The sequence below is a fragment of the Prevotella mikamonis genome, from assembly GCF_055381405.1.
In genome coordinates this window covers 2,607,453-2,632,096 of sequence record NZ_AP035785.1, presented here as the reverse complement: position 1 = coordinate 2,632,096, position 24,644 = coordinate 2,607,453, and the positions used below count along the sequence as shown (strand labels likewise).

General features: G+C 43.4%; 16 protein-coding genes. 5 read left to right on the top strand and 11 right to left on the bottom strand.

Annotation, left to right across the window (positions count from 1 at the left end; all coding sequences use genetic code 11):
• Positions 1-18: 18 nt before the first annotated feature.
• Genes ACZ42L_RS10965 through ACZ42L_RS10950 form a run of 4 tightly spaced genes read left to right on the top strand, consistent with a single transcriptional unit; the run spans position 19 to position 3,683 of the window.
• Positions 19-990: a lysophospholipid acyltransferase family protein gene (locus tag ACZ42L_RS10965; protein WP_464716113.1), complete on the top strand. Its 972-nt coding sequence runs from the start codon at positions 19-21 to the stop codon at positions 988-990.
• Positions 987-1,733, top strand: coding sequence for a lipopolysaccharide kinase InaA family protein (locus ACZ42L_RS10960; protein ID WP_464716112.1), 747 nt, complete (start codon positions 987-989; stop codon positions 1,731-1,733). The genes ACZ42L_RS10965 and ACZ42L_RS10960 overlap by 4 nt, the downstream gene beginning before the upstream one ends.
• Positions 1,730-2,770 (top strand): galactofuranosyltransferase, encoded by a 1,041-nt coding sequence (locus ACZ42L_RS10955; RefSeq protein WP_464716111.1) that lies wholly within the window; start codon positions 1,730-1,732, stop codon positions 2,768-2,770. The genes ACZ42L_RS10960 and ACZ42L_RS10955 overlap by 4 nt, the downstream gene beginning before the upstream one ends.
• Before the next feature lie 4 nt (positions 2,771-2,774).
• Positions 2,775-3,683, top strand: a complete 909-nt coding sequence (locus tag ACZ42L_RS10950; RefSeq protein WP_464716110.1) for a glycosyltransferase family 2 protein — start codon at positions 2,775-2,777, stop codon at positions 3,681-3,683.
• A gap of 3 nt (positions 3,684-3,686) precedes the next feature.
• Here ACZ42L_RS10950 and ACZ42L_RS10945 read toward each other — a convergent pair whose 3' ends face one another.
• The 7 genes from ACZ42L_RS10945 to ACZ42L_RS10915 form a co-directional block, all read right to left on the bottom strand.
• Positions 3,687-5,030 (bottom strand): Gfo/Idh/MocA family oxidoreductase, encoded by a 1,344-nt coding sequence (locus ACZ42L_RS10945; RefSeq protein ID WP_464716109.1) that lies wholly within the window; start codon positions 5,028-5,030, stop codon positions 3,687-3,689.
• The gene (locus ACZ42L_RS10940; RefSeq protein WP_464716108.1) at positions 5,027-6,118 is read right to left on the bottom strand and encodes a pyridoxal-phosphate-dependent aminotransferase family protein; all 1,092 of its coding nucleotides are present in this window, start codon (positions 6,116-6,118) and stop codon (positions 5,027-5,029) included. Before ACZ42L_RS10940 ends, ACZ42L_RS10945 begins: the two co-directional genes overlap by 4 nt.
• Positions 6,115-7,035, bottom strand: a complete 921-nt coding sequence (locus ACZ42L_RS10935; protein WP_464699232.1) for a LicD family protein — start codon at positions 7,033-7,035, stop codon at positions 6,115-6,117. The genes ACZ42L_RS10940 and ACZ42L_RS10935 overlap by 4 nt, the downstream gene beginning before the upstream one ends.
• A 430-nt stretch (positions 7,036-7,465) precedes the next feature.
• Positions 7,466-9,154, bottom strand: a complete 1,689-nt coding sequence (locus tag ACZ42L_RS10930) for a RagB/SusD family nutrient uptake outer membrane protein (RefSeq protein ID WP_464716107.1) — start codon at positions 9,152-9,154, stop codon at positions 7,466-7,468.
• 13 nt (positions 9,155-9,167) lie between these two features.
• Positions 9,168-11,948, bottom strand: a complete 2,781-nt coding sequence (locus tag ACZ42L_RS10925; protein WP_464716106.1) for a SusC/RagA family TonB-linked outer membrane protein — start codon at positions 11,946-11,948, stop codon at positions 9,168-9,170.
• A gap of 24 nt (positions 11,949-11,972) precedes the next feature.
• Positions 11,973-13,799 (bottom strand): RagB/SusD family nutrient uptake outer membrane protein, encoded by a 1,827-nt coding sequence (locus ACZ42L_RS10920; protein WP_464706132.1) that lies wholly within the window; start codon positions 13,797-13,799, stop codon positions 11,973-11,975.
• A 23-nt stretch (positions 13,800-13,822) separates the two neighbouring features.
• Complete coding sequence (locus ACZ42L_RS10915) at positions 13,823-16,948, bottom strand: SusC/RagA family TonB-linked outer membrane protein (protein ID WP_464706131.1); 3,126 nt, start codon at positions 16,946-16,948, stop codon at positions 13,823-13,825.
• Positions 16,949-17,476: 528 nt separating this feature from the next.
• Here ACZ42L_RS10915 and ACZ42L_RS10910 point away from each other — a divergent pair.
• A complete protein-coding gene (locus ACZ42L_RS10910) occupies positions 17,477-18,448 on the top strand; it encodes a spherulation-specific family 4 protein (protein ID WP_464699224.1) in 972 nt (323 codons plus the stop codon).
• A gap of 423 nt (positions 18,449-18,871) precedes the next feature.
• Here the strand turns inward: ACZ42L_RS10910 and ACZ42L_RS10905 are convergent, their stop codons facing one another.
• From ACZ42L_RS10905 to ACZ42L_RS10890, 4 genes are read right to left on the bottom strand one after another with little or no spacing between them, the layout of a single operon-like run.
• Positions 18,872-19,969: an ROK family protein gene (locus ACZ42L_RS10905; RefSeq protein ID WP_464716105.1), complete on the bottom strand. Its 1,098-nt coding sequence runs from the start codon at positions 19,967-19,969 to the stop codon at positions 18,872-18,874.
• A gap of 15 nt (positions 19,970-19,984) precedes the next feature.
• Complete coding sequence (locus tag ACZ42L_RS10900; RefSeq protein WP_464699220.1) at positions 19,985-21,154, bottom strand: MFS transporter; 1,170 nt, start codon at positions 21,152-21,154, stop codon at positions 19,985-19,987.
• Between the two features lie 5 nt (positions 21,155-21,159).
• Positions 21,160-22,233, bottom strand: a complete 1,074-nt coding sequence (locus tag ACZ42L_RS10895) for a DUF4185 domain-containing protein (RefSeq protein WP_464699219.1) — start codon at positions 22,231-22,233, stop codon at positions 21,160-21,162.
• Between the two features lie 6 nt (positions 22,234-22,239).
• A complete protein-coding gene (locus ACZ42L_RS10890; RefSeq protein ID WP_464716104.1) occupies positions 22,240-24,633 on the bottom strand; it encodes a GH92 family glycosyl hydrolase in 2,394 nt (797 codons plus the stop codon).
• Positions 24,634-24,644: the final 11 nt, after the last annotated feature.

The window sequence follows — 24,644 nt, the reverse complement described above, 5'->3', positions numbered from 1 at the left end:
GATTCTGAAAACACGAATATGACGAAGCAAAACGGTCAAATAGCAGGCTCGGACCCACAACTTCAGCACGAAGAGCGGCTCGGAATATGGGGAAAGATGGCTTTCTGCGCTTTCTATGCCCTCTCACTCCTGCCTTTCCGCATCCTTTACGGCCTCTCCGACATCGCCTATCTGGTGGTGTACCGGCTGTTGAGATACCGTCGCAGCATCGTCAGAAACAATCTGTCGACAGCCTTTCCAGACAAGGATAAGGCCGAGATAGCACGCATTGAAAGAAGATTCTACCACTGGTTTTGCGATTACGGTTTCGAGTCTATCAAGCTATTGAGTATCAGCGACGCCGAGCTGAAGCGTCGATTCACCATCCACAACTCCCAAGAAATCATCGAATGTTTCGGCAACGACCAGTCGGTAGCAGCCATCCTGGGGCATTACTGTAACTGGGAGTGGCTCTCATGCGTGGGCATGGAACTGCCCAAAGAGAGCCGTTGCGGACTGGTCTACCACCCACTTCGCAACCACTTCTTCGACTATCTGTTCCGACGCATACGCTCTTCACAGCCAAATGGAGTGCCTGTGCCCAAGCAAGACACACTACGCTATCTGCTGACCTACAAGCAACAGGGCATCCATTCGCTCTTCGGCTACATCTCAGATCAGACTCCCAAGTGGGAGAACATCCATCTCTGGTTGCCTTTCCTCAATCACGACACCCCCGTATTTACTGGGGGTGAGCGGCTCATGCGGAAACTTAACAACGCCGTTTACTATGTAGAGATGAGCCGACCGCGTCGCGGTTACTATACCTGCACGTATCATCTGATTACCAAAACACCCAACGAATTGCCCGAACACGAGATTACCCGTCGCTTTTTCGAGCTGTTGGAACAGACTATCCGACGCCAGCCGGAGTATTATCTATGGAGTCACAACCGCTGGAAACGTACACACGAAGAGTACAATAAAAGAATGGAGAGCAAGCACGCATGATATTGTTAAATCCCACATACGAATACCTACGCCCCGTGATAGAGAGTATTCCATCACGCTTTGAAACCGAAGGAACAACCATATACCATCTCCGCAACGAGATAAAGGTGATGGAAACACCCGATGGCAAGAAACTGAATGTGAAACGGTATCATGTACCCAAAGGGCTGAATCTGCTGATATACTCATGGGGACTGCGCAAGCCCAAAGGCCTGAGAGCTTTTGAATATCCTGCGATTCTCTTACAAAACGGTATCAACACCCCCACGCCAATCGCCTATATAGAGGAACGCAGCGCCAGATTCATACGTTATACCTACTTCATCAGTGAGCAGTGTGACTATCCGTACACACTCTATGACATGGGGAATGCTTCTCCGGAACAATACAAGCCTATGGCAAAAGCACTGGCACATCTGGCTGCCACCATGCACAGCAAGAACATCCTGCACCTCGATTTTACCCCCGGTAACATACTGTGGAAACGCGATGCCGACGGATATAAGTTCTCGTTGGTAGACACCAATCGCATGTACTTCGGACCGGTAAGCATAGATAAAGGTATCAACAACCTGAAACGGATGTGGGGGCCAAAAGAGTTTTTCATACTGCTGATGCAGCATTATGCCGAAGAACGGGGCGCAAATCCACAGCAAGTCATTGCCAAGGCCTTGGAATTACGCCATAAATTCTGGACACATTACCAACGCAAACACGATATCCCCTTTAAACTGGAACTATGAAAGAAATAAGATTATGCTACATTTCACGCAACTATCGGGGCATAGAAAGCTCCGGTAACAAGGCTAAGACCGACAATGAAGAAACGTTGGCCGACCTGAACGCATATAACCTGGGGCTGCCCACGACCTATTATAACAGCAAGGTACTGACTTTCTGCTTGAATTTAATCGGCATTCTGAGGATGCTATGCACGCTACGTAGCGGTGATATGGTCGTACTCCAGTATCCTGTCAAGAAATATTTCGCCTTCATCTGCCGCTTTGCCCGACTGCGTGGAGCTTCGACCATAGCATTGATACACGACCTGGGGTCCATGCGTAGAAAGAAAATCACCACCCGACACGAAATCAACCGACTGATGAAAGCCGACTATGTGATAGCTTCCAACGAACACATGGAGCAATATCTGCATGAGAATGGATACACACATCTATTGGGGGCACTGGGACTTTTCGACTATCGAAGCCTTACCACGCCCCAGGAACAGACATCATGGACCAACTGTCCACGCGTGGTATATGCCGGAGCGTTGGCCGAAAACAAGAACAGCTTTCTTCGATTGATGTCACAGCAAGTCAAAAGCTACCAACTGGACATCTATGGAAATAAGAACGGACTACCGGGATTGACAGACAGTGAGCATGTCAAGATAGGCGGATTCATGCCATCCGACGCATTCATAGAGCATGTAGAAGGCCATTTTGGACTCGTATGGGACGGGGCAGACCTGCATACATGCAGCGGTTCATTCGGCGAATACCTACGCTGGAACAGTCCGCATAAAGTATCATTCTACCTCCGTGCCGGCCTGCCTGTCATCATTTGGCGACAGGCAGCACTCGCAAAACTCGTACAAGAAGAGGGTATCGGCCTCTGCATAGACTCGCTCGAAGAACTCAACGATTTGCTCCCAACCATGACGGCCGAACGATATGAAGAGATGAAAAAGCAGGTACAACATGTAAGCGAACGGCTGAGAACCGGCCGATATTTCACAGAAGCATTGCAAAAGGCCATCGGCCAACTGACAAAGTAAGGACATGACAGAAAATCAGAGAATCATAGCCGTAGTCGTAACCTACAACCGTATGAAGCTGCTTCAGCACGGGATTGCATGCCTACGCAGCCAGCAAGGACTGTCAAAGATAGTGGTTGTCGACAACGGATGCACCGACGGGACTTCCCAATGGCTCGACACGCAGGATGACCTGACTGTCATCCATCAAGAGAATGTAGGAGGTAGTGGTGGATTCCACACCGGAATACAACATGCCTATGCAGAAGGAGCGGACTGGATATGGTGCATGGACGACGATGTTTTCCCACGCCCCGACTGCCTTACGCACCTCTTGGAATACATCCATCAGCCCAATATCGGTATTCTTTCACCACGCCGGTTGCTCGACGGACAGGTGTTTACACACGAATTTCAACAATTCGACTTCGCCAACCCATTTGCTTCCATGCACGGCCGTAAGCTCGCCAAGCAGCAGATAAGCCAAGCCACAGAGATTGTCGGTGCAGACTTTGAAGGCCCATTCATCAATCGCAAGGTCGTAGAAAGAATCGGTCTGCCTAACAAAAACCTGTTCATATTCTGCGACGACACCGACTATTGCCTGCGGACTCATCTGGCCGGCTTCCGCTTGCTGTACGTTCCTGAAGCCCTCATGGACAAACACAAGTTCTTCAGCAACGATACGTGGACCACACGCAACCAGAAAAAGAAGTGGAAACGATACTACCAGATACGCAACGAAGCCTATATGAACCATTACTACGGTCAGAACTGGGGCGTCAGATATCTGCGCAGCTTCATCGGCATGATAGGCTATATCGTCCCCGCCATCCTTTCCATGCCCTTCTCGAAGGCATGGCAAAAGCAAGACCTTGCCATGTTGTGGCAGGCCTATAGCGACGGTATCCACGAAAAATTAGGAAAAAGATAAGCTCTATATCTTTATAACATCCTGCCCATCATAGAAATCTTGAATCACCCGGATGATAGCTTCAGACGTGTCGGTGTCTATATAAGAAGTGGTATGAGCCGACCTGACAGACTGAATGAATGATAATATCTCATACCTGATGCCTTCGCCATCCAACTGATAGAAATAGCGTTTGTTTTCAGCAGGATTCTCGTATCTTACTTCAAAATAATCTGTCTTCCACCACGGAGCCGGCACATAGATATAGCCTTTTGTTCCCGATACAACGAGTTCGCCTTCCGACTTAATTCCCTGCCCCACTTTCAACGATGCTACTGCATGCGGATAGACGAAAGACACCTTCGTAAAGGCATCGAAAAACAACTCTCCATCCAACAGATGTGTTACTATCTGCTTACTCTGATAACCTGTTCCCAGCAATTGGAATATGGGTAAGAGAGCCGTCGGTCCCCACGCACAAACACTGTTCCACGGGTAAGGCCGGTTTTCCTCGCGCAATTTGTCTATATCTTGCAGACTCGTACAAGTGGCATCCACCGAAACTATCTTCCCTATCGCTCCACTCTTTGCCAACAAGCAGAGTCTATAATAGGCCATGGAATAAGCAGTTTTCAGCCCATCCGTCAGCACCAAGCCCCTCTCCGCAGCCATTTGCTGCAATTCGTGCCATTGCTCAACCTTTATCGTTATGGGAGTTTCGCACAACACGTGCTTCCCCCTTTCGAGCGCACGACGTATATGTACATAGTGCATTTCGGGTTGTGAGATGACGTATATGGCATCTGACACATCCAACAAATCGTCCAATATGTCCGTCACACAGGGCAGCTCATGAAGCCTGTCGGCCAACAAACTTCCATTGTTTGTACATACTCCACTGATATTTACCCCATTCACATAATGGCTTTCATTCTCAAACTTGTTCAGAATGGCAGAGTCGCCCACCAGCCCTATCCTTATATCTTGTTGCTCCGAACGCAACTCCGTGCTGGAAATACCCTCCGTACGGTCCAGATATACCACTTCGCAGAACTCTTTCAGATAATCGAACTTTCCCTTCCAGTCTGAGCCTACGGTGAATACATCGACCCCCAATCGCCGTATATCATCAATTTTCTGCCCTATATATTCCTCCACGATGATTTCATCAGCCAGTCCTGTCTCACGTACATTCTTGATACGCTCTATCAACGACTGCCGTACATTAATCTTTCCACGCGACCGATCAAAGGCGTCGGCAGTTACTCCCACTATCAAATAGTCGCCCAATGCCTTGGCACGTTCCAACAATCTGACATGCCCACTATGCAAAAGATCATATGTTCCGTAAGTAATTACTTTCCTCATAACATTCCTCTATCATGCAAGTCGTTCAAGGCTTCTACCAACACCATGTTGTCCCCTACAGTTAAAGCACCGATATGCCCCACGCGGAACACCCTGTCGCGCAATTCTCCGCCATTCGGACAAATCCATATACCATACTCATCTTTCAGCCGGACAAAAACATCATAAGCCGAAACATGGAGTGGATGCAGCGAAGTAAGCGCATTCGAAGGCGATTCGGCAAAAGGTTCAAGTGGCAAATGCCGGATATGCTGTCTGAAATCTTCGGCCAACAAGCGAGTACGTTCTATCTCTACCGCAGCACCACCACCATCGGCTATCTCATGGAGACGGACATTTATCTGTCGCAAGATTCCCACTGCCGGAGTAAAAGGCGTCTGGCCTCGCTCCGCATTCTTCAGCGCATCTTTCAAATCAAAATACATGCTTCGCACCCGATTATCCTCGACGCGCCCTACAGCCCTTTCACCTAACACTATCACGGACACACCCGGCGCACAGGCCAGAGCTTTCTGTGAGCCGGTAATCATCACATCCACATGCAACGACTCCATATCAAGTGGGTCGGCCAGGAAAGAGCTGATGGCATCGACCACCAACAAAAGGCCTTGCTCTTGACAGAAACGACTTATCAGTTCCATATCATAGTGTACACCGGTAGAAGTTTCTCCCACATTCACCAAGAATGCCGTGAATCCCTGACCGGCAAAAGGTTCAAGCATCAATTCCGTCAACTGCTTGCCCATCGGAACTTTTATCTCCGAATAATCCAGACCATGTATTTCACAGAGTTGCACGAAACGATGGCCAAAACTACCGCCATTGACCACTAGGACACGATCAGACGGAATCAGCACATTCATCACCGTTGCTTCCATTGCAGCAGTTCCCGACCCCGTCAAAAACAACACACGTGCCGAATCTTCAGCATGAGCAAATTGCTTGATAAGCCCCTCACTATCCAACGTTAGCTCCGAAAATTCCGGAGTACGGAAATATGGAACTTGCTCTCCGCCTATCCGACGGACAGCCCCGGAAGACATCACCGGTCCTACGGTAAAATTCAGCATATCCACTTGTTTTTTCATCTTCTTATTTTTGATAAAAGGCGTTTAAGCGCCGAGCGTCGGTACGCCCTGCGTATTTCCGGCATGCGCTCCCGATAACTGTACTCCGTATCGAAGACCACAGCACCGTGCATGCTTGAACACTGGACAGGAGTCATATAGTCTGGCCCGAACACCTCTTTCAGATAAGCATCGTAATCGCCCGGAGCAGGCATCTGCATTCCCTCGAAAGAGAGCATCGCCGTACGGTCGAAAATACATCTGTCCCACATAAACCTGTCACCGACAAAGGCTACATGCCCCACCTTCTGACTTTCGTCCCAAGAATGTTGCAGCAGCATATCGTCTATATACTTATACAGATTAGCAAATCCATGCTTCGCCACCTTCCGACGCCACCACCACTTGCGGAACAACAGTCCCCAACGACCTGAAATCAAGATGGGATAATCTATCGACTTGAGACGCGTCAACCGTCTATGCACCTGCTTGACAAGCATCTTCCGTTCCGCCATGTCATCAGGTATGCCGTCAAGAATAAATATATCTATAAATATACCCTGATTGTAAGGGCGATAGCAGTCAGACGGACGCACACCCGTGGTATTGCTATTGCGCAACTGGGCATGCCCGCAATAATAATGCTCGTCACTATAAGGAGTCTGCAAAAAGTAAGGAGCTTCCAACTCCTTCGCACAGACGAGCTTCAATTTCTCGTAGTCAGGACGTGGCATCGTAACGTCTATATCGTCATCCCAAGGAATGAATCCCTGATGACGCACTGCTCCCAACAGCGTTCCTCCTTCTATCCAGACACGCAGATGGTGTCTCTGGCAAATATCAACCAATTTCTTGAGCAAATCGAGTTCAACTGCCCATACTTTCTTCATCTCCGCAGAGACTAGATAACCATCACGGTATTCACTGTCCAAATTCATATTCCAAGTAATTACTCCATATTGTGTATTTAGCAACAAAGGTAAGCATAAAATATGAAAACAAGCCCCATTATCGAGACACTCTACACATTACGCAAAAAAAATATATCATCCATCGACTCACAGCCTACTGACACTCATTTTTTCTGCAAAGGCCCGGCAGCATTGCTGTCCGGGCTTTGCAGCATTCCTGTTTGCACCTTGCACCAACACTGCCGAGCCTTTGCAGTCTGAGAAGGAAAATTGAGCATATATATAAAACAGGTTGGAACCAAATTCGATTCCAACCTATCTTATATCTCACTAACTCCTTAATAGCTTCCAGACTCACAGCCTGATATTTTTAATAGTAAAAGCTGTGTGTCAATGGATATTATATATTACATTATGACACACAGCTTACTAAAAAACACTTATCCTCACGAACAAATTATTCCCATCCTGGATTTTGTTTCAAGTTTTTATTCTTGAAAAGTTCGGTATTGGCAAATGGATAGAAATACATCTTATCTGAAATATTATAGGTATCCAGTTTCTCACGCTGATAAGAGAAACCCCCAGATTCATTTTTCTCAATGCAGACTTTATATATGTCCTTCATCTCATGTAGTGCTTTCCAACGGCGCAAATCCCAGAAACGGTGTCCTTCAAAGGCAAACTCCACACGACGCTCGTTATACAAACGGGCAAGGAAGTCAGAGGTAGACATGCCGGCAGGAAAGTTCGGCATTCTTACGGACGAGCGTTGGCGTACCTGATTGACAGCGTCGCGGGCAGAGAGTGTAAAGCCTGCCGGAATATTATCAGGCCCAAAGGCATGTGCTGCAGCTTCAGCATAATTAAGAAGTACCTCTGCATAGCGGAATAATACCCAGTTGTGGTCGTATTGATTGGTAGTCTGACCAGCTTCAAAGCTAACTCCCTTATTAACATATTTGCGCAAATAATACCCTGTGAGGGTAGCATTGGCTAAAGGTTGTCCATTTCTTCCACCCACAAAGGTCTCAACAGCAGTGTTGGCAGGCCACCTATCACCATTGCAAACAACGGTCATAGCCATACGCGGATCACGATTCCTATATGGATTGGAAGCTTGAGCGGGATTATCCCAACTAAACTTAGTACCATCTTTCATTTCATAGGCACTAACCAAATTTTCTGTTGGACATGTATTGCCTTTTCCACCTTTTACCCCAATAGGAAAATTCCCTGCTTCAAAGGCAGTACTTTTGCCACCAGGACGACACATAATAATCTCAGCACTCTGATTGTTGGTAGCTCCAAACAGATTGCTATAATTTGATTCCAACCTATAACCATAGGTGGAAGCTTGGTTAATGATATCATATGCAGCTTCGGCAGCAGCTTTCCAACGTGAGATTTCGTTACCAGAATTAAACAACGGGCTAGCATAATAGAGCGCAGCTCTCGCTCTCAGGGCGAGCGCAGTACCACTGGTTACACGCTGATAGTTGGATGGGCCTCCAGGAAGATCGGTAACCTTGGCAGGTAAATGCTTGGCTATCTCGGTGCATTCGTCAATAATAAACTTGAATATTTCATCGGCGGTGGCAGGTAATATATTATTGACTTCATCTATACCGATGGTCTTTGTCAGCAAAGGAACATTTCCATACCGTCTTACAAGTTCGAAATAATAGTATGCACGCAGGAATCTTACTTCGTACTGATAGTTGAGATAACTGGTATATGTATCTGCGAAGCCGTCTGAATATTTCCAATCGTCAAATGTTAATCCCAGACAATTTTCCAAATAGAAATTCGCACTATGGATTCCTTTGTAAAGATTACCATAGATATCGTCGACAGTGTAATTTGGTGCCCATGAGCCGTTGACAAAACGCTGTACTGTTGCTGTGGGGTAAGCATGGACGGCGTCGTCAGTAGCTGCATCTTGTAAAGCTCCTGATATACCATTCAAACCATTGGGAAGATAGGTATATACTTGTGTACAAAGTTGGCTGACACGAGCCGGCTCGATGGTTGTCTCTTGTTTATCAAAGTAATTGTATTCTCCTAGTTCCAAGAAGTCGCAGCTTGTGAACAAAGGGATGTATCCCATACAAAGCAGGAAAAGAATATGATATTTAGTTTTCATTGTATTCATTTTTTTAGAATGTTAAGTTGATACCAAAGGCATAGCGACGTACGGAAGGATGTCCAGAAGTCATGTTCTCTGGATCCATAACTTTGATATGGTCGAAACTGAAGAGATCATAGCCTCTAACATAGAGCTTTGCCCCATGTACATATTTCAATGCGCGTAGTTGATGAGCATTGAACTGGTAGTAAACTTCCAAAGTACGCAATTTTAAGAAAGATCCATCTTTTATCCATAGGGAGTTATTGGCATAATTGTTATCGGAGCCAACAGAGGTCAGACGGGGATAAATTGCATTAGGTGTCTCGGGTGTCCAACGATTGGCATAATACTCTTCTGATATAGTTCGGTTGCCATAAAGGGGGCGATAAACACTTGGCACACTTGAGAGAACACTGCGGTTTGCAACTCCTTGGAATTGAGCAAAAAATCCAAATCCTCTGTATTCTAGATTTAAATCGGTTGCATAGTATATCTCCGGCATAGTGCTATAACCGATAAACGTTTGATCATAGCTGTCTATAACTTTATCTCCATTGAGGTCTTTATACCTCAAGTCACCAGGCCTAACTTCCGATAGGGTCTGAACCACGCCACGCTGGTCTATTTCTTCTTGGTTTTGATAGATTCCCTCAACTACATAACCATAGAATTGGCCTATCTGATGACCTGTTCTGTTTAGATAATCATAAGGACGATACTCCTCATTTTGTTCTACGATTTTATTGCGTGTAAAAGCAAAATTACCGCCAATTGAATATTTAAAATTACCGATATTGTCACTCCAACGAGCCAAAGCTTCAATACCTTGATTGGTAACAATACCCGCATTCTTACGAGGAGCATCCAAGCCTAATGCTGATGAAATCTTACCTGCACTCGCAACAAGAATATCTGTGCGACGGTCGTGGAATAAGTCTACGGTGACAGATAACTTTCTGAAAGCTTGGAAATCTAATCCTAAATTCCATTTATGCGACTTCTCGTATGTAAGATCGGCAATACCTAATTGCCACATCCTTATACCAGTTGCAGAAGTTGGTGTTCTTCCAAAAAGATAACTGTCACCATTACCATACATATCAATAGAGATTCCATAGCCATTGTCGGCTCTTCCCGAAATTCCATAACTTGCACGTAACTTCAACATGTTCAACCAGGCTGCCTGAATAAATTTCTCCTGAGAAATCAGCCATGCTGCGCCAACAGCAGGGAATATACCCCAACGATGACCAGGACGTAATACGCTAGCAGCAGAACCCGACAAAGCCAGGTCTACGATATAGCGCTGTGCATACGCATAGTGTACTTGTCCCACGGCATCAATGAATGAATAAGAAACATTTTTCCCTTTAGCTAATATTTTATCCATTGAGTATTGCAGTGTAGAAGAGAGCGTATGTAGTCCCCATGTTTGATTATATTTGGCGAATGCACCTATATTATAATGGTTTTTAGATTGGTCAACAGAGTGACTAAATGCCAAAGCTGTTTCGTTGCGCAAAGGGGTGTAAACATACTTTTGCATACCCCAGTCATAAGCTGTTTGTTCATATCCGTAGTTACGGGCATTCGTGTCCCAGTATGTAGCCATATTGTCAAGACCGATAAAAGCTCCTATCGACAGGCCTGGAAGCCAGGAATCAAGCTTGTGCGTGATTCTCGTATCAGCATAAAAATCACGTTGCTGTACTCGGTCATAACCAGTTCCGGAAATCATTGCAACTGGATTGGTAGAAATCTCTGTTGTTCCTCCCCATACCCCATTTAGACTTTTAATAGGAAAAGCCGCTGATGGTACAGAATAGAGGGCACTGAAAATGCTCTCAAGCGAAGAATGCGGACGATTATATTCAGAGAATGTTCCTAAGATATTCAATTGCAGTTCGGTGTTACGATTGATTGCAATGTCTAAATTGGAACGTAGGTTCAAGCGGGAATATTTGAGCTGGGTGGAGTATCCATCATTCTCTTCTGTAGGTCGTAGCAGACCTAAGTCATTGAGATAGCTCAATTGAGTGTAATACTTTACGTACTTACCACCACCAGTTACAGAAAAGTTGATACTGTTTCCTGTACCATAATCACGCAATGAATGCTTCCACCAATCAACATCAGGATATACTGTTCTGTAAGACTTCTCCTGAAAGATGGCTAAATCTTCTGCATCAAAACGTGGAGACAGGCCGTCATTCACGCGAGCTTCATTGAGAGCTTGTGCATAATTATAGCTGTTAAGAAACTTTGGTGTGCGGAAAGCTTTGGCTACATTAAACTCATAAGAGAGATTGATAGTCGGAGAGCCTGTACTGCCCCGTTTCGTTTTAACTAAAATAACTCCGTTAGCTCCTCGAACACCATATAAGGCTGTAGAAGGAGCATCCTTCAACACTGTTATGGATTCGATTTCATTTACGGACAATAAGTCTAAATCCCGCTCAAAACCATCAACGATTAGGAGGGGAGTAGCTGCGTTGACCGTATTTCTTCCACGTACAGAAAGTTCACCGGTTGTTTCCCATGAAGCACCTTGTTTCTGCATTACTTGCAACCCAGGAATCAGCCCATACAATACATCTCTCGGATTTATACCTTGACGGTGTGTGAGTTGATCACTTGTTATATAAGCCGTTGCGGTCGTAGACTCTTTCAAGTCAACAGAAATATGTCGTCCGTATTCAACGGCTTGGTTATTTTTCTCTTTCTGTAAGCTATCAGATTGTGCCTGCAACAGCATAGGATAACAGAGCGGCAAGGCTAAAAGACTTGCCATATATGTTCTGAAAGTCATGATTCAAAGTTTTTATTATATTGTTTACCAACCTGGATTTTGGATTAATCCATAGTCCTTATTAATCTCTTTTGATGGGAAAGCACTTAAACACATTCTAGGATCCCAGCCACTCTTCCACCATACACGCGTATATTTAGTCAGCTCAAAAGGTTCACATTCGATTGCTTTGGTATTTTTGTTTTGATAAACATGCAGACCATGTAGCGGAGTCTCAAACACTTTATACATTTTCCATCTTATCAAATCAAAGAATCTTACTTCTTCATAGGCAAACTCTACAGCTCGTTCATGTAAAAGAGCTTCACGGAATTCGACCTGATTCATACCTCTTTTCAATCCTGGCATCCCGACACGATTTCTAACTTTGTCAACGGCTGCATAAGCTTCCGGAGTAGGTCCACCATTGTATTCATTCAAAGCTTCAGCATAATTAAGATATACTTCGGCCATTCTGATGATAGGCCATTGTACGGGACGATTATAAGAAGCCGTAGTACGGTCTAATCCCCATTTACGGCATGCAAGACCAGTTACCAGACTTAATTGATGCATTCTGCCTTGTTTCCAATCAATTCCTTTTGGATAATTGGCTACATCTCCAGGCTTTTCTTCAAACATTTGTGCTGTACGGCCATTATATCTGTCACCTGTGAGGATAATATTCTCATAGAGACGGGGATCACGATTGGTAAAAGGATGCTTTGCATGTTCAGGATTATTCCAGTCAAATTTATCTCCGTTTTTCATTTCAAACATATCAAAGAATTCTTTTGTCGGACAATAAGCCCCCCAACGAAGAGCACGGTCAAATTCCGGATTTTTCCCTGTACTAAGGAAACTTCTCCTTGAACCAATTAGTGTTTCAGTATTATCACGATCAAAATAAGCACTGGTATAGGCATCACGCTCGTCGGTGAGACCCTTATCACCAACTTCTACCAACTTATAATATCCATTGGCATTTACTGCATCAAAGAAATCCTTGCATGCGTCTGCTGCCAATTTCCAACGTTGCTTATCATAGCTGCCGAACCAAGTCATGAGCTTTGTAGAAGCTTCACCCTCAGCAAAAGCTTTATCACTATTAAATAATGGGCTGGCAGCAAACAATAAAACGCGTGTTTTTAACGCCATTGCCCCTGCTTTTGTCAAACGTCCTTCCCAAGTCCCAATTTCGTCTTCAGGAATACTCCAAGGGAGCTCTGGTTCTGCAATAGCTTCATTGAGCAGTTTAACAATGAAATCTACAGTCTCTTGCAATGTTGCACGTGGAGGAAGTTCTGTCTCTTCAAGCGATATCGCATGATCGACAAGTGGTAAAGCTCCGTAATGACGTAACATGTGAGCATAGAATACAGCCACCATTAACTTTGCTTCTGCCTTCATACGCGCTTTTTCCGCAGTCCCCATATCGGGAACTTTGTCTACATTCTGATAGAATATCCAAGCATGACGAATAGCAGTCCAAACTCCCGTACGCGAAAAATCCATCTTCGTATAGTTCTGGTAGTCCTCTGTAGCTGCATTGTATAAGCCGGGATAATAGAATACTGCCAAAGAAGAATAGCCCATATTATCATAGTTGATATCTGTCAATCCTTCAATAGTTGCATAATGCATCTGTGTTGTAAAACCAGGAGTTTCCATGCCATAGGGAAGTAGTTCGTAACTATGCCACAAAATTCTTCGAGCGTATTCTGCTTTCCCGAAAATAGTATCAATTGTCACATCTGTGCTAGGGGGCTTCTGTAAAAACTTATCTCCAACAGCCAAATCCTCACACGCGGTGAAAGCCCCTAGTATCAGTACTGCGACTAGTGCTATCTTTATATTTTTTAATGTCTTCATATCTATTCTATAATAAGGTTTTATTAAAATCCTACTCTAAGACCGAAATTAACAACTTTAATCAAGGGATAAGTATGCCCCATAGGATTAGCTTCTGGGTCAGATACTTTCAATTTGTCAAAAGTAAGTAGATTGTAACCAGACAATGACATACGTAAAGAGCTGATACGCAGACTTTGTATGATATTTTTAGGGAAACTATATCCAAGCTCAATATTCTTTAAACGCAAATATGAAGCATTCCTCATCCAAAGATCAGAACCTTGATAATTGTGTGTTTGATTGCGTAAAGACAGAGCTGGAGCTTTAGCCGAATTTCCTTTTTCAGGAGTCCAAGCATCAGTTATCATATACTTCATTAAACTGAAGTTTCTTGATTCTCCGAATGGGAGACGATAGATATCATATAATAAACGTGATGTCTTGAATGCGCCAGAAAAAGTCATGCTGAAATCAAAACCTCTCCATGAAAATCCCATATTCATTCCCATCGTGTAAATAGGGTAAGTGGGATTGCCAATACTACATTCATCATTGTTGTCTATGCGCCCATCTCCATTTAAGTCTTTATATTTTACATCTCCTGCCAATGGTATGTATCCACTTCCTTGATCAGGAATACCACCTGGCTGTCCCTTTAAGGTTGCATAATTTGCAACTTCTTCCTCTGTAAAATATCCATCAAAAACATAGCCAAATCCTTGACCGACTGATTTTCCTGTTTGTTGCATCCATTCATATGGGAACTTAGTCTCATCCATGAAAACAATCTTATTCTTGGCATAAGACAAATTACCGCCTATATAATATGAGAAGTCCTTAAATTTATCCTGCCAACGTAGGCTAAGTTCGTATCCATGATTGTCTACTTTTCCTAGATTCATTACCGGAAGATTTATTGCCAAATAGAGTGGAACCGTACCGCGAGAAATAAGAATATTCTCTCGGTGTTCTATGAAGTAGTCGAAGTTTAGACTCAATTTTTCTTTGAACAGTTTCAAATCTAAACCGTAATTTTGCTTTACAGACGTTTCCCAAGTTACATTAGGATTTCCCACTTTACCTTCAGATGCTCCTGTAATATTGGTATTGGTTGTGGTTCCAAAGCTATATGACCCTGTAGAGATATTGTATGAGTCCGGCAGATACAAGAAACGTGAGTTGTCACTTGTAATGTCGTTTCCCACCTTACCATATGACGCTCTCAGCTTCATATATCCTATAGTAGATTTCAATGATTTAAAGAAATCTTCTTCAGAGAGAATCCAACCGATAGAGCCTGCGGGGAATAGACCAAATCGGTGTCCTTTGGCAAAGTTTTCTGAGCCATTGTATCCCACACTGACATCCAAGAGATACTTGGTCTTATAGTCGTAGGTACCGCGACCAACGAATCCTATATAACCTCTTGGAATTCCTTCAAAATAGCCAGTAGGATAATATTTCATAGTTTGATTATACATAGCCAATCCCGAAACATGGTGATCTCCGAAATCTCGTTTATAATTCAAAGCCCCTTCTAAGTACCAATCTTTAGAGTGACTGTTAGACTCTTGTAAATAGGTTCTAGCATAATTGTTTACGATTCTCAAAGCGAGGTTGCCATTCTCATCGGTAACTGGCTCATACAAGGCCTCATAACCTTCATGTCGCTTATAAACAACAACACCACTATTGTAAGCACCTTTAAGATGGAATGTAAGGCCTTTAGTAAGAAAGTCCAATTTTTGGGTGATTTGAGCGTCAAAATTCATCACGTTATTCAAGGTTGTATTATACCCTGTACCATAATACTTTAAGCCATCGTGAATATTGCTGATAGCAAATTGACTGGAGTTCATCCTAATATGCTTACCATCTACAATTCCTGCTCCTGCAAAAGGAACAGCAGCATAGATATCTCTGAACATCATGGCAAGACTAGTATTTGCACCATTATTATAATTAGGCTCTTGTCTATTACCAAAATAACCTCCTAAATTCAGTTGCAGCGAAGTGGTTTTCGTTAGACTGATATCCAGATTCATGCGATAATTATAGCGTTCATAGTTGAAGCCACGATCGTTCCTGTTTTTAAAAACTTTGAACAGTCCCTCTTGTGTAAAAACACTTAATGATGCAAAGTACTTAATTTTTTCTGCACCACCCGAAACATTGATATTATGCTGTGTTTGGAGGGCCGACTTCCTAACAAGCATATCAGTCCAATTTACATCTGGATGAGTCAAAGGACTGCTATGTGTGCGAAATTTCTCCAAATCGTCATCATTGAAAAGCAGCATATCTTTGCTTACACCATCGTGTAGCTGTGCCTTATTATATTCAGAAGCCCATTCATAGCTGTTGGCAAATTCAGGAATTCTGGAAGGAATTTGGCAAGCAACCGAAGTAGAGAAGTTTATTTTGGGTGCTTGATTAGTACCACGTTTGGTCGTAACAAGAATAACGCCGTTGGCACCACGTACACCAAATACGGCTGTTGCCGACGCATCCTTCAAGACGGTTATATCCTCAACTTCATTCGGATCTATCTGCGAAAAAGAACGCTCAACACCATCGACAAGAATTAGAGGACGAGACAATTCGGCATTCATAGAACCGACACCACGCACTAATAAAGAAGATTCATCGGCACCAGGTTGGCCACTTTCCTGAATACTTGACAGACCAGGCACTTTACCAGCTAAAGCATTTGTCATACTGGCAACTGGCGATTTAAGCAACTCTTTCTGGTTAACAGAAGATAAAGCCCCCGTTACTGTTACCTTACGAGTTGTACCGTAAGCAATAACTTGTACGTCACCGAGTGACACCGCATCTTCACGCAGTTGTATTCTTATGGGCGAATTATCTTTCACAACAACTGTCTGTGACAGATATCCCACACATGAAATCTCAATTTTGGACTTCAGCGCGACCGTTAAGTGGAATTCACCTTGTACATTGGTGACAGTCCCTGATTTTGCACCTACTACTCTTACTGTTGCACCTACAACAGGCCCCATTTCGTCAACGACCGTTCCATATACATCAACTTTCTTGTCAGCCACATTAATATAGTTTGGCCCTGGCGATGCAGATGTTGCAGAAAAGGGTAGGAATCCCATTGTTAGCATAAAAATGCCACACAGAACAATTCTACTTTTCATTAGATCTTGGTTTTTGGTATTTGATATTAATAATTTAAGCATCATGGTTACACTTTATTACATTATTATTGACGATAATACACGTCAGTAAGATTTTACGATTATCAAATTGCAAATTTAAATAATTATTTGATTTCTTGTATCTTTTAGTCAGAAAAATAACAAAAAAAAATACTCTTTTAAATATGTATGGGCCTCATTGGGTTATATTTTGTTAAAAAAATCAGCATTCCATCAGTAAACAACTTTGAGTTTGTCATTTAATGACTACATTTGCTAAAACTATTTCTCATATGTATGTCTATCACTGAGTTAAACATGTCATTAAAATAGTCAGAATTAAGAACATATTATGAGATATGAGTGTATGGAGAAATATAAATAAGTATTGGTATATTCGGTGAATTTATCTTTTTCATATGAACAAGATAGTAATACCTTGTAGCTCTTGTGAGGGGGATACTCATCATTATTATTCCGCTTAGAAAAAATAGAGAACTGAAATCAATTTTATAATTATACAAAGAGATGAAGACACAAAAAGTAAGTATTGTTACAAGCCTGATGTTGAGTTTCATTATTATATTCTGCGCTTGTAATAATGAATTGACAGACGAAACTCAGGAAAATCCAGTAGAAGAATCAGCCAAAGAGAGAAGTTATGCTCCCATTAGCTATCATTGGCCTGACTTAGACAAAGGCGATGCCAGCGTATGGAAACAATATTTTAGAGCTGGCGGTTTAAGTTTTGTTATATTAAATCATTCGGAGAACGACTGGACTGATAAAACACGTATCAATATATATAAACGTGCAGGAGAGGAAGCAAAAGCCGCTGGTGCAAAAAAAGTCTTGTATTATGTCCCAACTCACAAAGGAATGGCTGGTAATCCGACAAAGTGGGGTGAAGGTAGAGCTGATGCTGCAAAGTGGTCAAAGGAATACATTTTAGAGGTATTAGATCATTGCAAGAAGAATTATCCTATTTTTGAAGGAGTTTTCTTAGATGAATTCAGTTCGTGTATGGGAAGTCATGCAGAACGTCTTGACTGGTATCGAGATCTTGTTCAGAGTATTAAGGCTCGTTATGGTAAGGATTTCTACATAGTAGGGAATCCTGGTACGACCATAGCTGATGGTTTGTTAGATATTCCTGTAGATACTTATATGACAATAGAGACAACTGCTGACGAATACTTATCTGCCACCCCTAAGACTTGGTATCAACCCACTAAAAAGATGATTCGCCAGCCATCTAATCGTATTTGGCATGTTGTTTATGGAGTAAAGAAAGAACAATTAAAGGACGTGTATGAAAAGGCTTATAAACTGAATGTGGGACATTTATATGTAACTGATTTAAATTTGGTGCCTGGGGATGACAAATTGGGCATACCGACAGAGTCTCCTTATAAGAATCCTCCTGCTGACTGGGTAATTGCACCCATGAAGGCTTGGTACACAGGGACTTTGGATGAGTATTGGAAAACACATCCTTAATTTCAATCATATATAACTGGGAAAGTAAATATCCTCTCCTGTATGTGTTATGTATATAATAACAGTCTGCTTTAAATGTTGAATTCATTCAAGCATGCCAGTAACAATCAGTTCATTCAACATTCCGAGTAACATAGCCATCATAAATAATACAAACAGTCTGAGTTTGAAAATCTTTCATACATTGAAGGTTGTGTTATTTTAATAGTCTCAATCGACTCACAGCCTACTGACACTCGATTTTCTGCAAAGGCCCGGCAGCATCGCTGCCCGGGCTTTGCAGCATTCCTGTTTGCACCTTGCAGCAACACTGCCAAGGCTTTGCAGTCTGAGAAGGAAAATTGAGCATATATATAAAACAGGTTGGAACCAAATTCGATTCCAACCTGTTTTTATATCTCACAAACTCCTTAACAGCTTACTCTATTCATCCAGTTTGTTCAATGCAAAAACATAAGCGCCGAGAGAAATGGATTCGCTAGTGCCGAAACGGGAACGGATGACGCCGATACGTTTACTTTCCTGATACTCTACTTCGTGGTCGGTTCCTGGCACTCTCACCTTCTTAGTCCCCATCTTACAGAATTCTGCCATACTCTTGGGGTCTTCCAGATTATAAACTACTGCCTGCATATGGCCGACTTCACAACCATTCATCATCTTGAGCTTACTATTCATCTCGTCAACCAAGGCTGGAAATATGAGGTCGGCACTATTTGCCAAGCCCCCACCGACAACTACCACGCCGTCAATAACAGTGTCGGCCATTGCAATAGCATCTCCAGCCATCTCGCCCAATTCTGCAAAACTCAGCCTTGCCGCTTTTACATCACCCTCGGCTTTACTCTTGGCAATAGCAGCAATATCCTTGGGCGTAAGCTCGCGTGCATCGTTGCTTAGTTCTTTGTAAACACGCTTTATTGCCCTGATAGCAACGCTCTCTTCTATAATATGGTCACTATACTTCTTATTGCGAAAACACCAAATACTACCACCAAGACCATTGTCGCCCATCAGCAATTTGCCACCGATGACAGCTCCGCAGCCGAAACCTGTTCCGAGGGTAATACCCAACAAGTGTTTATAAACTTTAGTGCTACCGCTTTGTTTCAACATATTGTTGATTTCCGGCAATGCACCATTCATCGCTTCGCCGTATGCAAAGAGAGCCCCATCATTATTGATGAATACAGGAATATCGAACTTGCTCTCAAGGAATGGGCCAAGAGCCACGCCACCACGGAATGATGGGAAATTGGGTAAGTCTCCAATAACACCGCGCTCATAGTCAGCAGGACCGGGAAATGCGAAACTGATTGCACAAGGAGTTTCAGGGCAAAGCCTTTTCACATGCTCAAATCCTTTTACGAGTTGTGCAAGACACATTCCAAGATTGTCGGCATTAGAAGGCAGGGAATAGGGTTCAGCGATGAACTTGCCATACTGCATTGCTGAGAAAATAAAATTTGTTCCCCCGGCATCTAAGGTCAATACAACTCTACTGTCTTTAGAATAATCCATGTCTTATGATAGTTTTTATGTCGTTAATGCCTTGTCATTTACAGTAAAGGCACATAAAGCAAGGTAAAGCGCGCACACAAGGATTACCAACACACTGCTGGTTACTCCATATCTGGAAATGCAGAAACCTATAACAGGTGTTATTACTGCACCTCCCGATACTGCCGTCATCATCAAACCGGAAATGTCGTTTGCCTTGTCGGGGCATATTTGCATGGCTACAGAGTAGATAATAGAGAATACCGATGAAGCAAAGAATCCGATAGCGCTGATGGCTACCATACTCACATGAGGTTCGCTGCTCATCCATAATACGAGGATAGACACGATACATAGAACGATGTTGATTCTAAAATATCTAGCCTCGCTCACCCTGGTGAGCCAATAAGAACCGAGAAGAGCACCTATTGTCCTGAAAAGGAAATAGAACTGCGGTGCAAACTTAGCATCGGCAGCCGTCCATGAAAAACGCGTCATCATAAGCTTAGAGCTGATAAAGTTTACGGAGACATCAAGCCCCACAATGAATAGGATGCCGAGGAACAGCATAAGAATTTTGCCGTTTTTCAGAAGACTGAATGTCGCAGCAAAAGAAAGGTCAGGAGCATCTACGTGTTCCTTCTCAATCGGAGTAGCCCAAAGCCATATACCCGTAATAATTGTGATAAGGCCAAGAATTGGAAAGCAATAGAACCACTTTTCTTCGCCCCATTGGTGAACGGCTAAGATTACGATTTCCGGTCCGCAAAGCGACGAAACGGCTTTCACCACCTGTCCTGCCGTAAGTGAACTTGTAAGATACCGCTTGTTTTTGATAACATTCGTAACCAGAGGATTCAGCGATACCTGGATAATAGTATTACCAATACCAAGGAGAGCAAAGGCCAACACGCAGGTCACAGTATCATAATAGAACAATGGCAAGAGCATTCCTGCCACGGTAACAATAAGACTCACGATGACAGTATTCTTACGACCTATGCGGTTCATGACGTTTGCAAAGGGAATACTGAGAAACAGAAACCAGATGAAAACCATAGAGGGTACAAAACCTGTCATGGTGGCCGACCAGCCGAAAGAGCGCTGCACATAGTCGGACGACATACCCACAATGTCACAGAAGCCCATAACGAAGAATCCCAGCATGAGGGGGATTATCTGGAGAAGAGTAGATTTGCTATTCATATTTTTCACTTTAAGATATCTTTTAATTTCACCCAGAAGAATCTGGGCTGATAAGAAGTAATGTCGCTCCACAGTTGTGGGAAGTCAAGGGTATTCACACAATAGCCCACCAACATCCATCCGCGGTCAATATACTGGGGATGTGCCATAGCGTTGTACGTAGTCCACCCCTTCTTCAATCCATATTCAGGAGTATCGTAAATCATGTGTTCCTTACCCCACGGACCATAAGGCGTAGAAGAAACATAGGTATAGATTTCCCTACTGCCATGCTTCTGCGTGAGCAATACATACTTCTTCTTATATCTGAACACTGAGAACTGCTCTGAAAGGCTCACCATCTTGCCCGACAGAGGTGTGGCTTCGACAGCATTACGACTCCAACCTTTACCTGTGTAGAACTCCATGTCGAGGTTTTCCGGACTGGTATTCTTGTAGCGCATGACAAACAATTTGTTTTTCTCACCTATCTTTTTTGAACCATAGGTGTAAATATAATCTTTCTCCTGCATACATCCAAATCCGAAGTGAATACCGTTAATAGCCTTTGACGGTATGTTGAATGTACGCACAATTCTGAAATCTTTCAGGCTTACTTCGGCCAAATCGATGGAATGCCAGTAGAAATCGAAAGTCCCTTTGCCCGTCATGACGATATTCTCCAGAAAGATATAGGCAGAACCACTCTTGCAGAAGCCATGTCCAGGCCACTGTACTGTCCGCAGGCTATCCTTGTTGGGAGTCGTGAAAAACGCAGCAGGGGCATCAGGTGTTCCTTTTGTTATAGTGACAGCCTTTTCTCCCTCTACGACAGAGATTGAGTTTCCACTGATGAAAGGAGCATCGGAAGGACGGGTGTTGCCCGATACGCCACCATAAAAGGAGTCGCCCCAAAGGAACAACGACCTACTACCCGGCAGAGGGAATGAGATAGCGCCGTCACCACCAGTAACGTTTCCCACTCCAGACTTGAAGAGTATCTTTGCAAAAACAGTGTCAATACGGATACTGACATTATCCTGTGCAAAACCCTGAATGAAAAACAGACTCAGTAAGAAAAAGATAGTTTTCAGTCGCATACGTAATCATTTGTAGGATGTAGGGTGAGACATCGTTGGAGGCATAGCAGCATCAGCACTACCCCATTTGGTATTGGGCTTCGCCCCCATTACAAATTTCAGGGTACCACCGTTTACTATATCTTTATGGTAAATCCAAGACCTATCAAGCAACTTGCCGTTGAGATATGCTCTCTGCACGTAGATATTCTCTGGCGATGCGTTCTGGGCTTCGATAGTAAAGGTCTTTCCACCATAGTATTGCTTATCGAGATGCAATACTACTTTAGAGAATACAGGGCTGCCAAGATCCCAAATTGGTTCTACAGCACAACCTCCCTGCATCTGGAAGAGTCCAAGTGCACTGAGGGTATACCATGCCCCCATCTGGCCTTCATCTTCGTCGCCCATCCAACCTCCTTCAGGCTTGTCACCATAAAATCCATTCATGATAGAGCGTACCCACTTTTGTGTAAGCCAAGGCTTTCCGGCATAATTGAAAAGATAAGCAGCTTGCATATTGGGCTGGTTACCATGATTGATAGGGAGTACCCCCATAGAACTGAGACTCTCGGAGAAATCGACGCTTTCAGAACTGAAATGCCATTTCTCCGATGTAACGAATCCCCTGTTCAGACGAGTACAGAATTCATCCTTGCCAAGAAAGTCTACCACGTATTTCACATCATGAGGTACAAACCATGTATATTGCCATGCGTTGCCTTCCACGAAACCTGCCCCAAGAAAAGTTGTATTACCCAAGGAATCGAACGGCTCGTACCAACTGCCGTCAGCATTCTTCATACGAACATATTTCACATTCGAATCGAAAATATTTTCAAAATTACGTGCACGCTTAGCAAACTTTGCAGCAACTTCACTCTTACCTAGAGCTTTGGCGTATTCGCTGAAAGCCCAGTCGTCGTAAGCATATTCCAATGTATTGGATACAGGCCCTACTTCGGTAGGCACATAACCGTGTTTCATATAAGCATTCAAATGCCTGTTTCCGACCCACCCATCAGCCTCGTGAGGACGTCCCTGAACCGTCTGCTGATGCAACATCGCCTCAAAAGCCTTCGACGTATCGAAGTCGCGAATACCAGCCATATATGCTGAGGTAATAAGTTCTGTAGCATGAGAGGCGACCATGATACCGGTATATTCCAGACCAGCTGGCCCTTTAGGTAACCAACCGCCCTTATCGTACATCTCAAGCATGGTGTTGATGAAAGTCTTTGAAACCGAGGGAGTAAAGAGATTCCACAAACCATTAAGATTCCAGAAAGTATTCCAATAGGCATCGCTGCCAATCATAGGAGAAGAAGGATTGCTCAATTTCTGTGGCTTTTCGTACATGTCAACATACTTACCATCTACGTCGCTCATTATCATTCGTGCACAATAAGTTCTGTAAAAGTTTGTATAGAACTTGCGTTTCGCCGCCTCATCATTGGAAGTAATCTCTATCTTGCCAAGAATCTCATTCCATTTATCTTGTTGATTCTTAACAATAGCATCAAAGTTGCTGTTGAATGGGGACATCTCTGCTTCGAGATTCAATTTTGCCTGTTCAGGACTAACAAAGGAAAGTCCTACCTGGAACTCTATCTGCTCGTCTTTTTCTGTATCGTATTCCACAAAAAAGCCAGCTTTTTTATTCCCCCAACCAGACGAAAAAGTACCATCTACATTACGTGAAACCTTGTCTTTCTTCCATCCATTGAATGTTATGAATGGCTTGTTGAATTTGATATAGAAACATACCATATAATTCTGAAAGCTTGCACCAGCATGTCCTTGTTGGAAAGTGAAGCCTTTTATTTCTGTGTCAGAGACCTTGGTAATATAGCTATTGGTGAGTTCGTAACCATATTCATCGTTGATATTGAGATCAAAGAGAATACGAGAACGATAATTTTTAGGGAATGTGTAACGGTGTACCCCCACACGTTCTGTAGAAGTAAGCTCAGCTTTTACATTGTAATCGTCGAGTATAACGGAATAATACCCAACTTTGCTCACTTCTGTTTCCTTACGGATATTAGAACGATAGCCCGACCACGGTTTATCTTCATCGCCAGGAACGATTTTGAGTTCGCCAGTCGTAGGCATCGCCAACAGTCCAGCTAAAGTCCAACCGTGGATATGGGAGAATCCGGCAATGTTATGAATATTGTATTCGTAACCAGCCTTCCAACCTGTATCTTGATTGTCTGGCGCCAACTGTACCATACCGAATGGCATGCAGGGACCGGGATGCAGAGCCCAACGCGAATTACTGGTTCCGATAAAAGGATCTACATAATCCACGGGGGCTTTTTTGCTATTGCTATTACTATCACCCTTATCTACTCTTGCTAAACTTGCAGAACAAGCTATCAAGACAAAAGAAAGGGTCATGAAAAGTTTTTTCTTCATACGTAAATTAA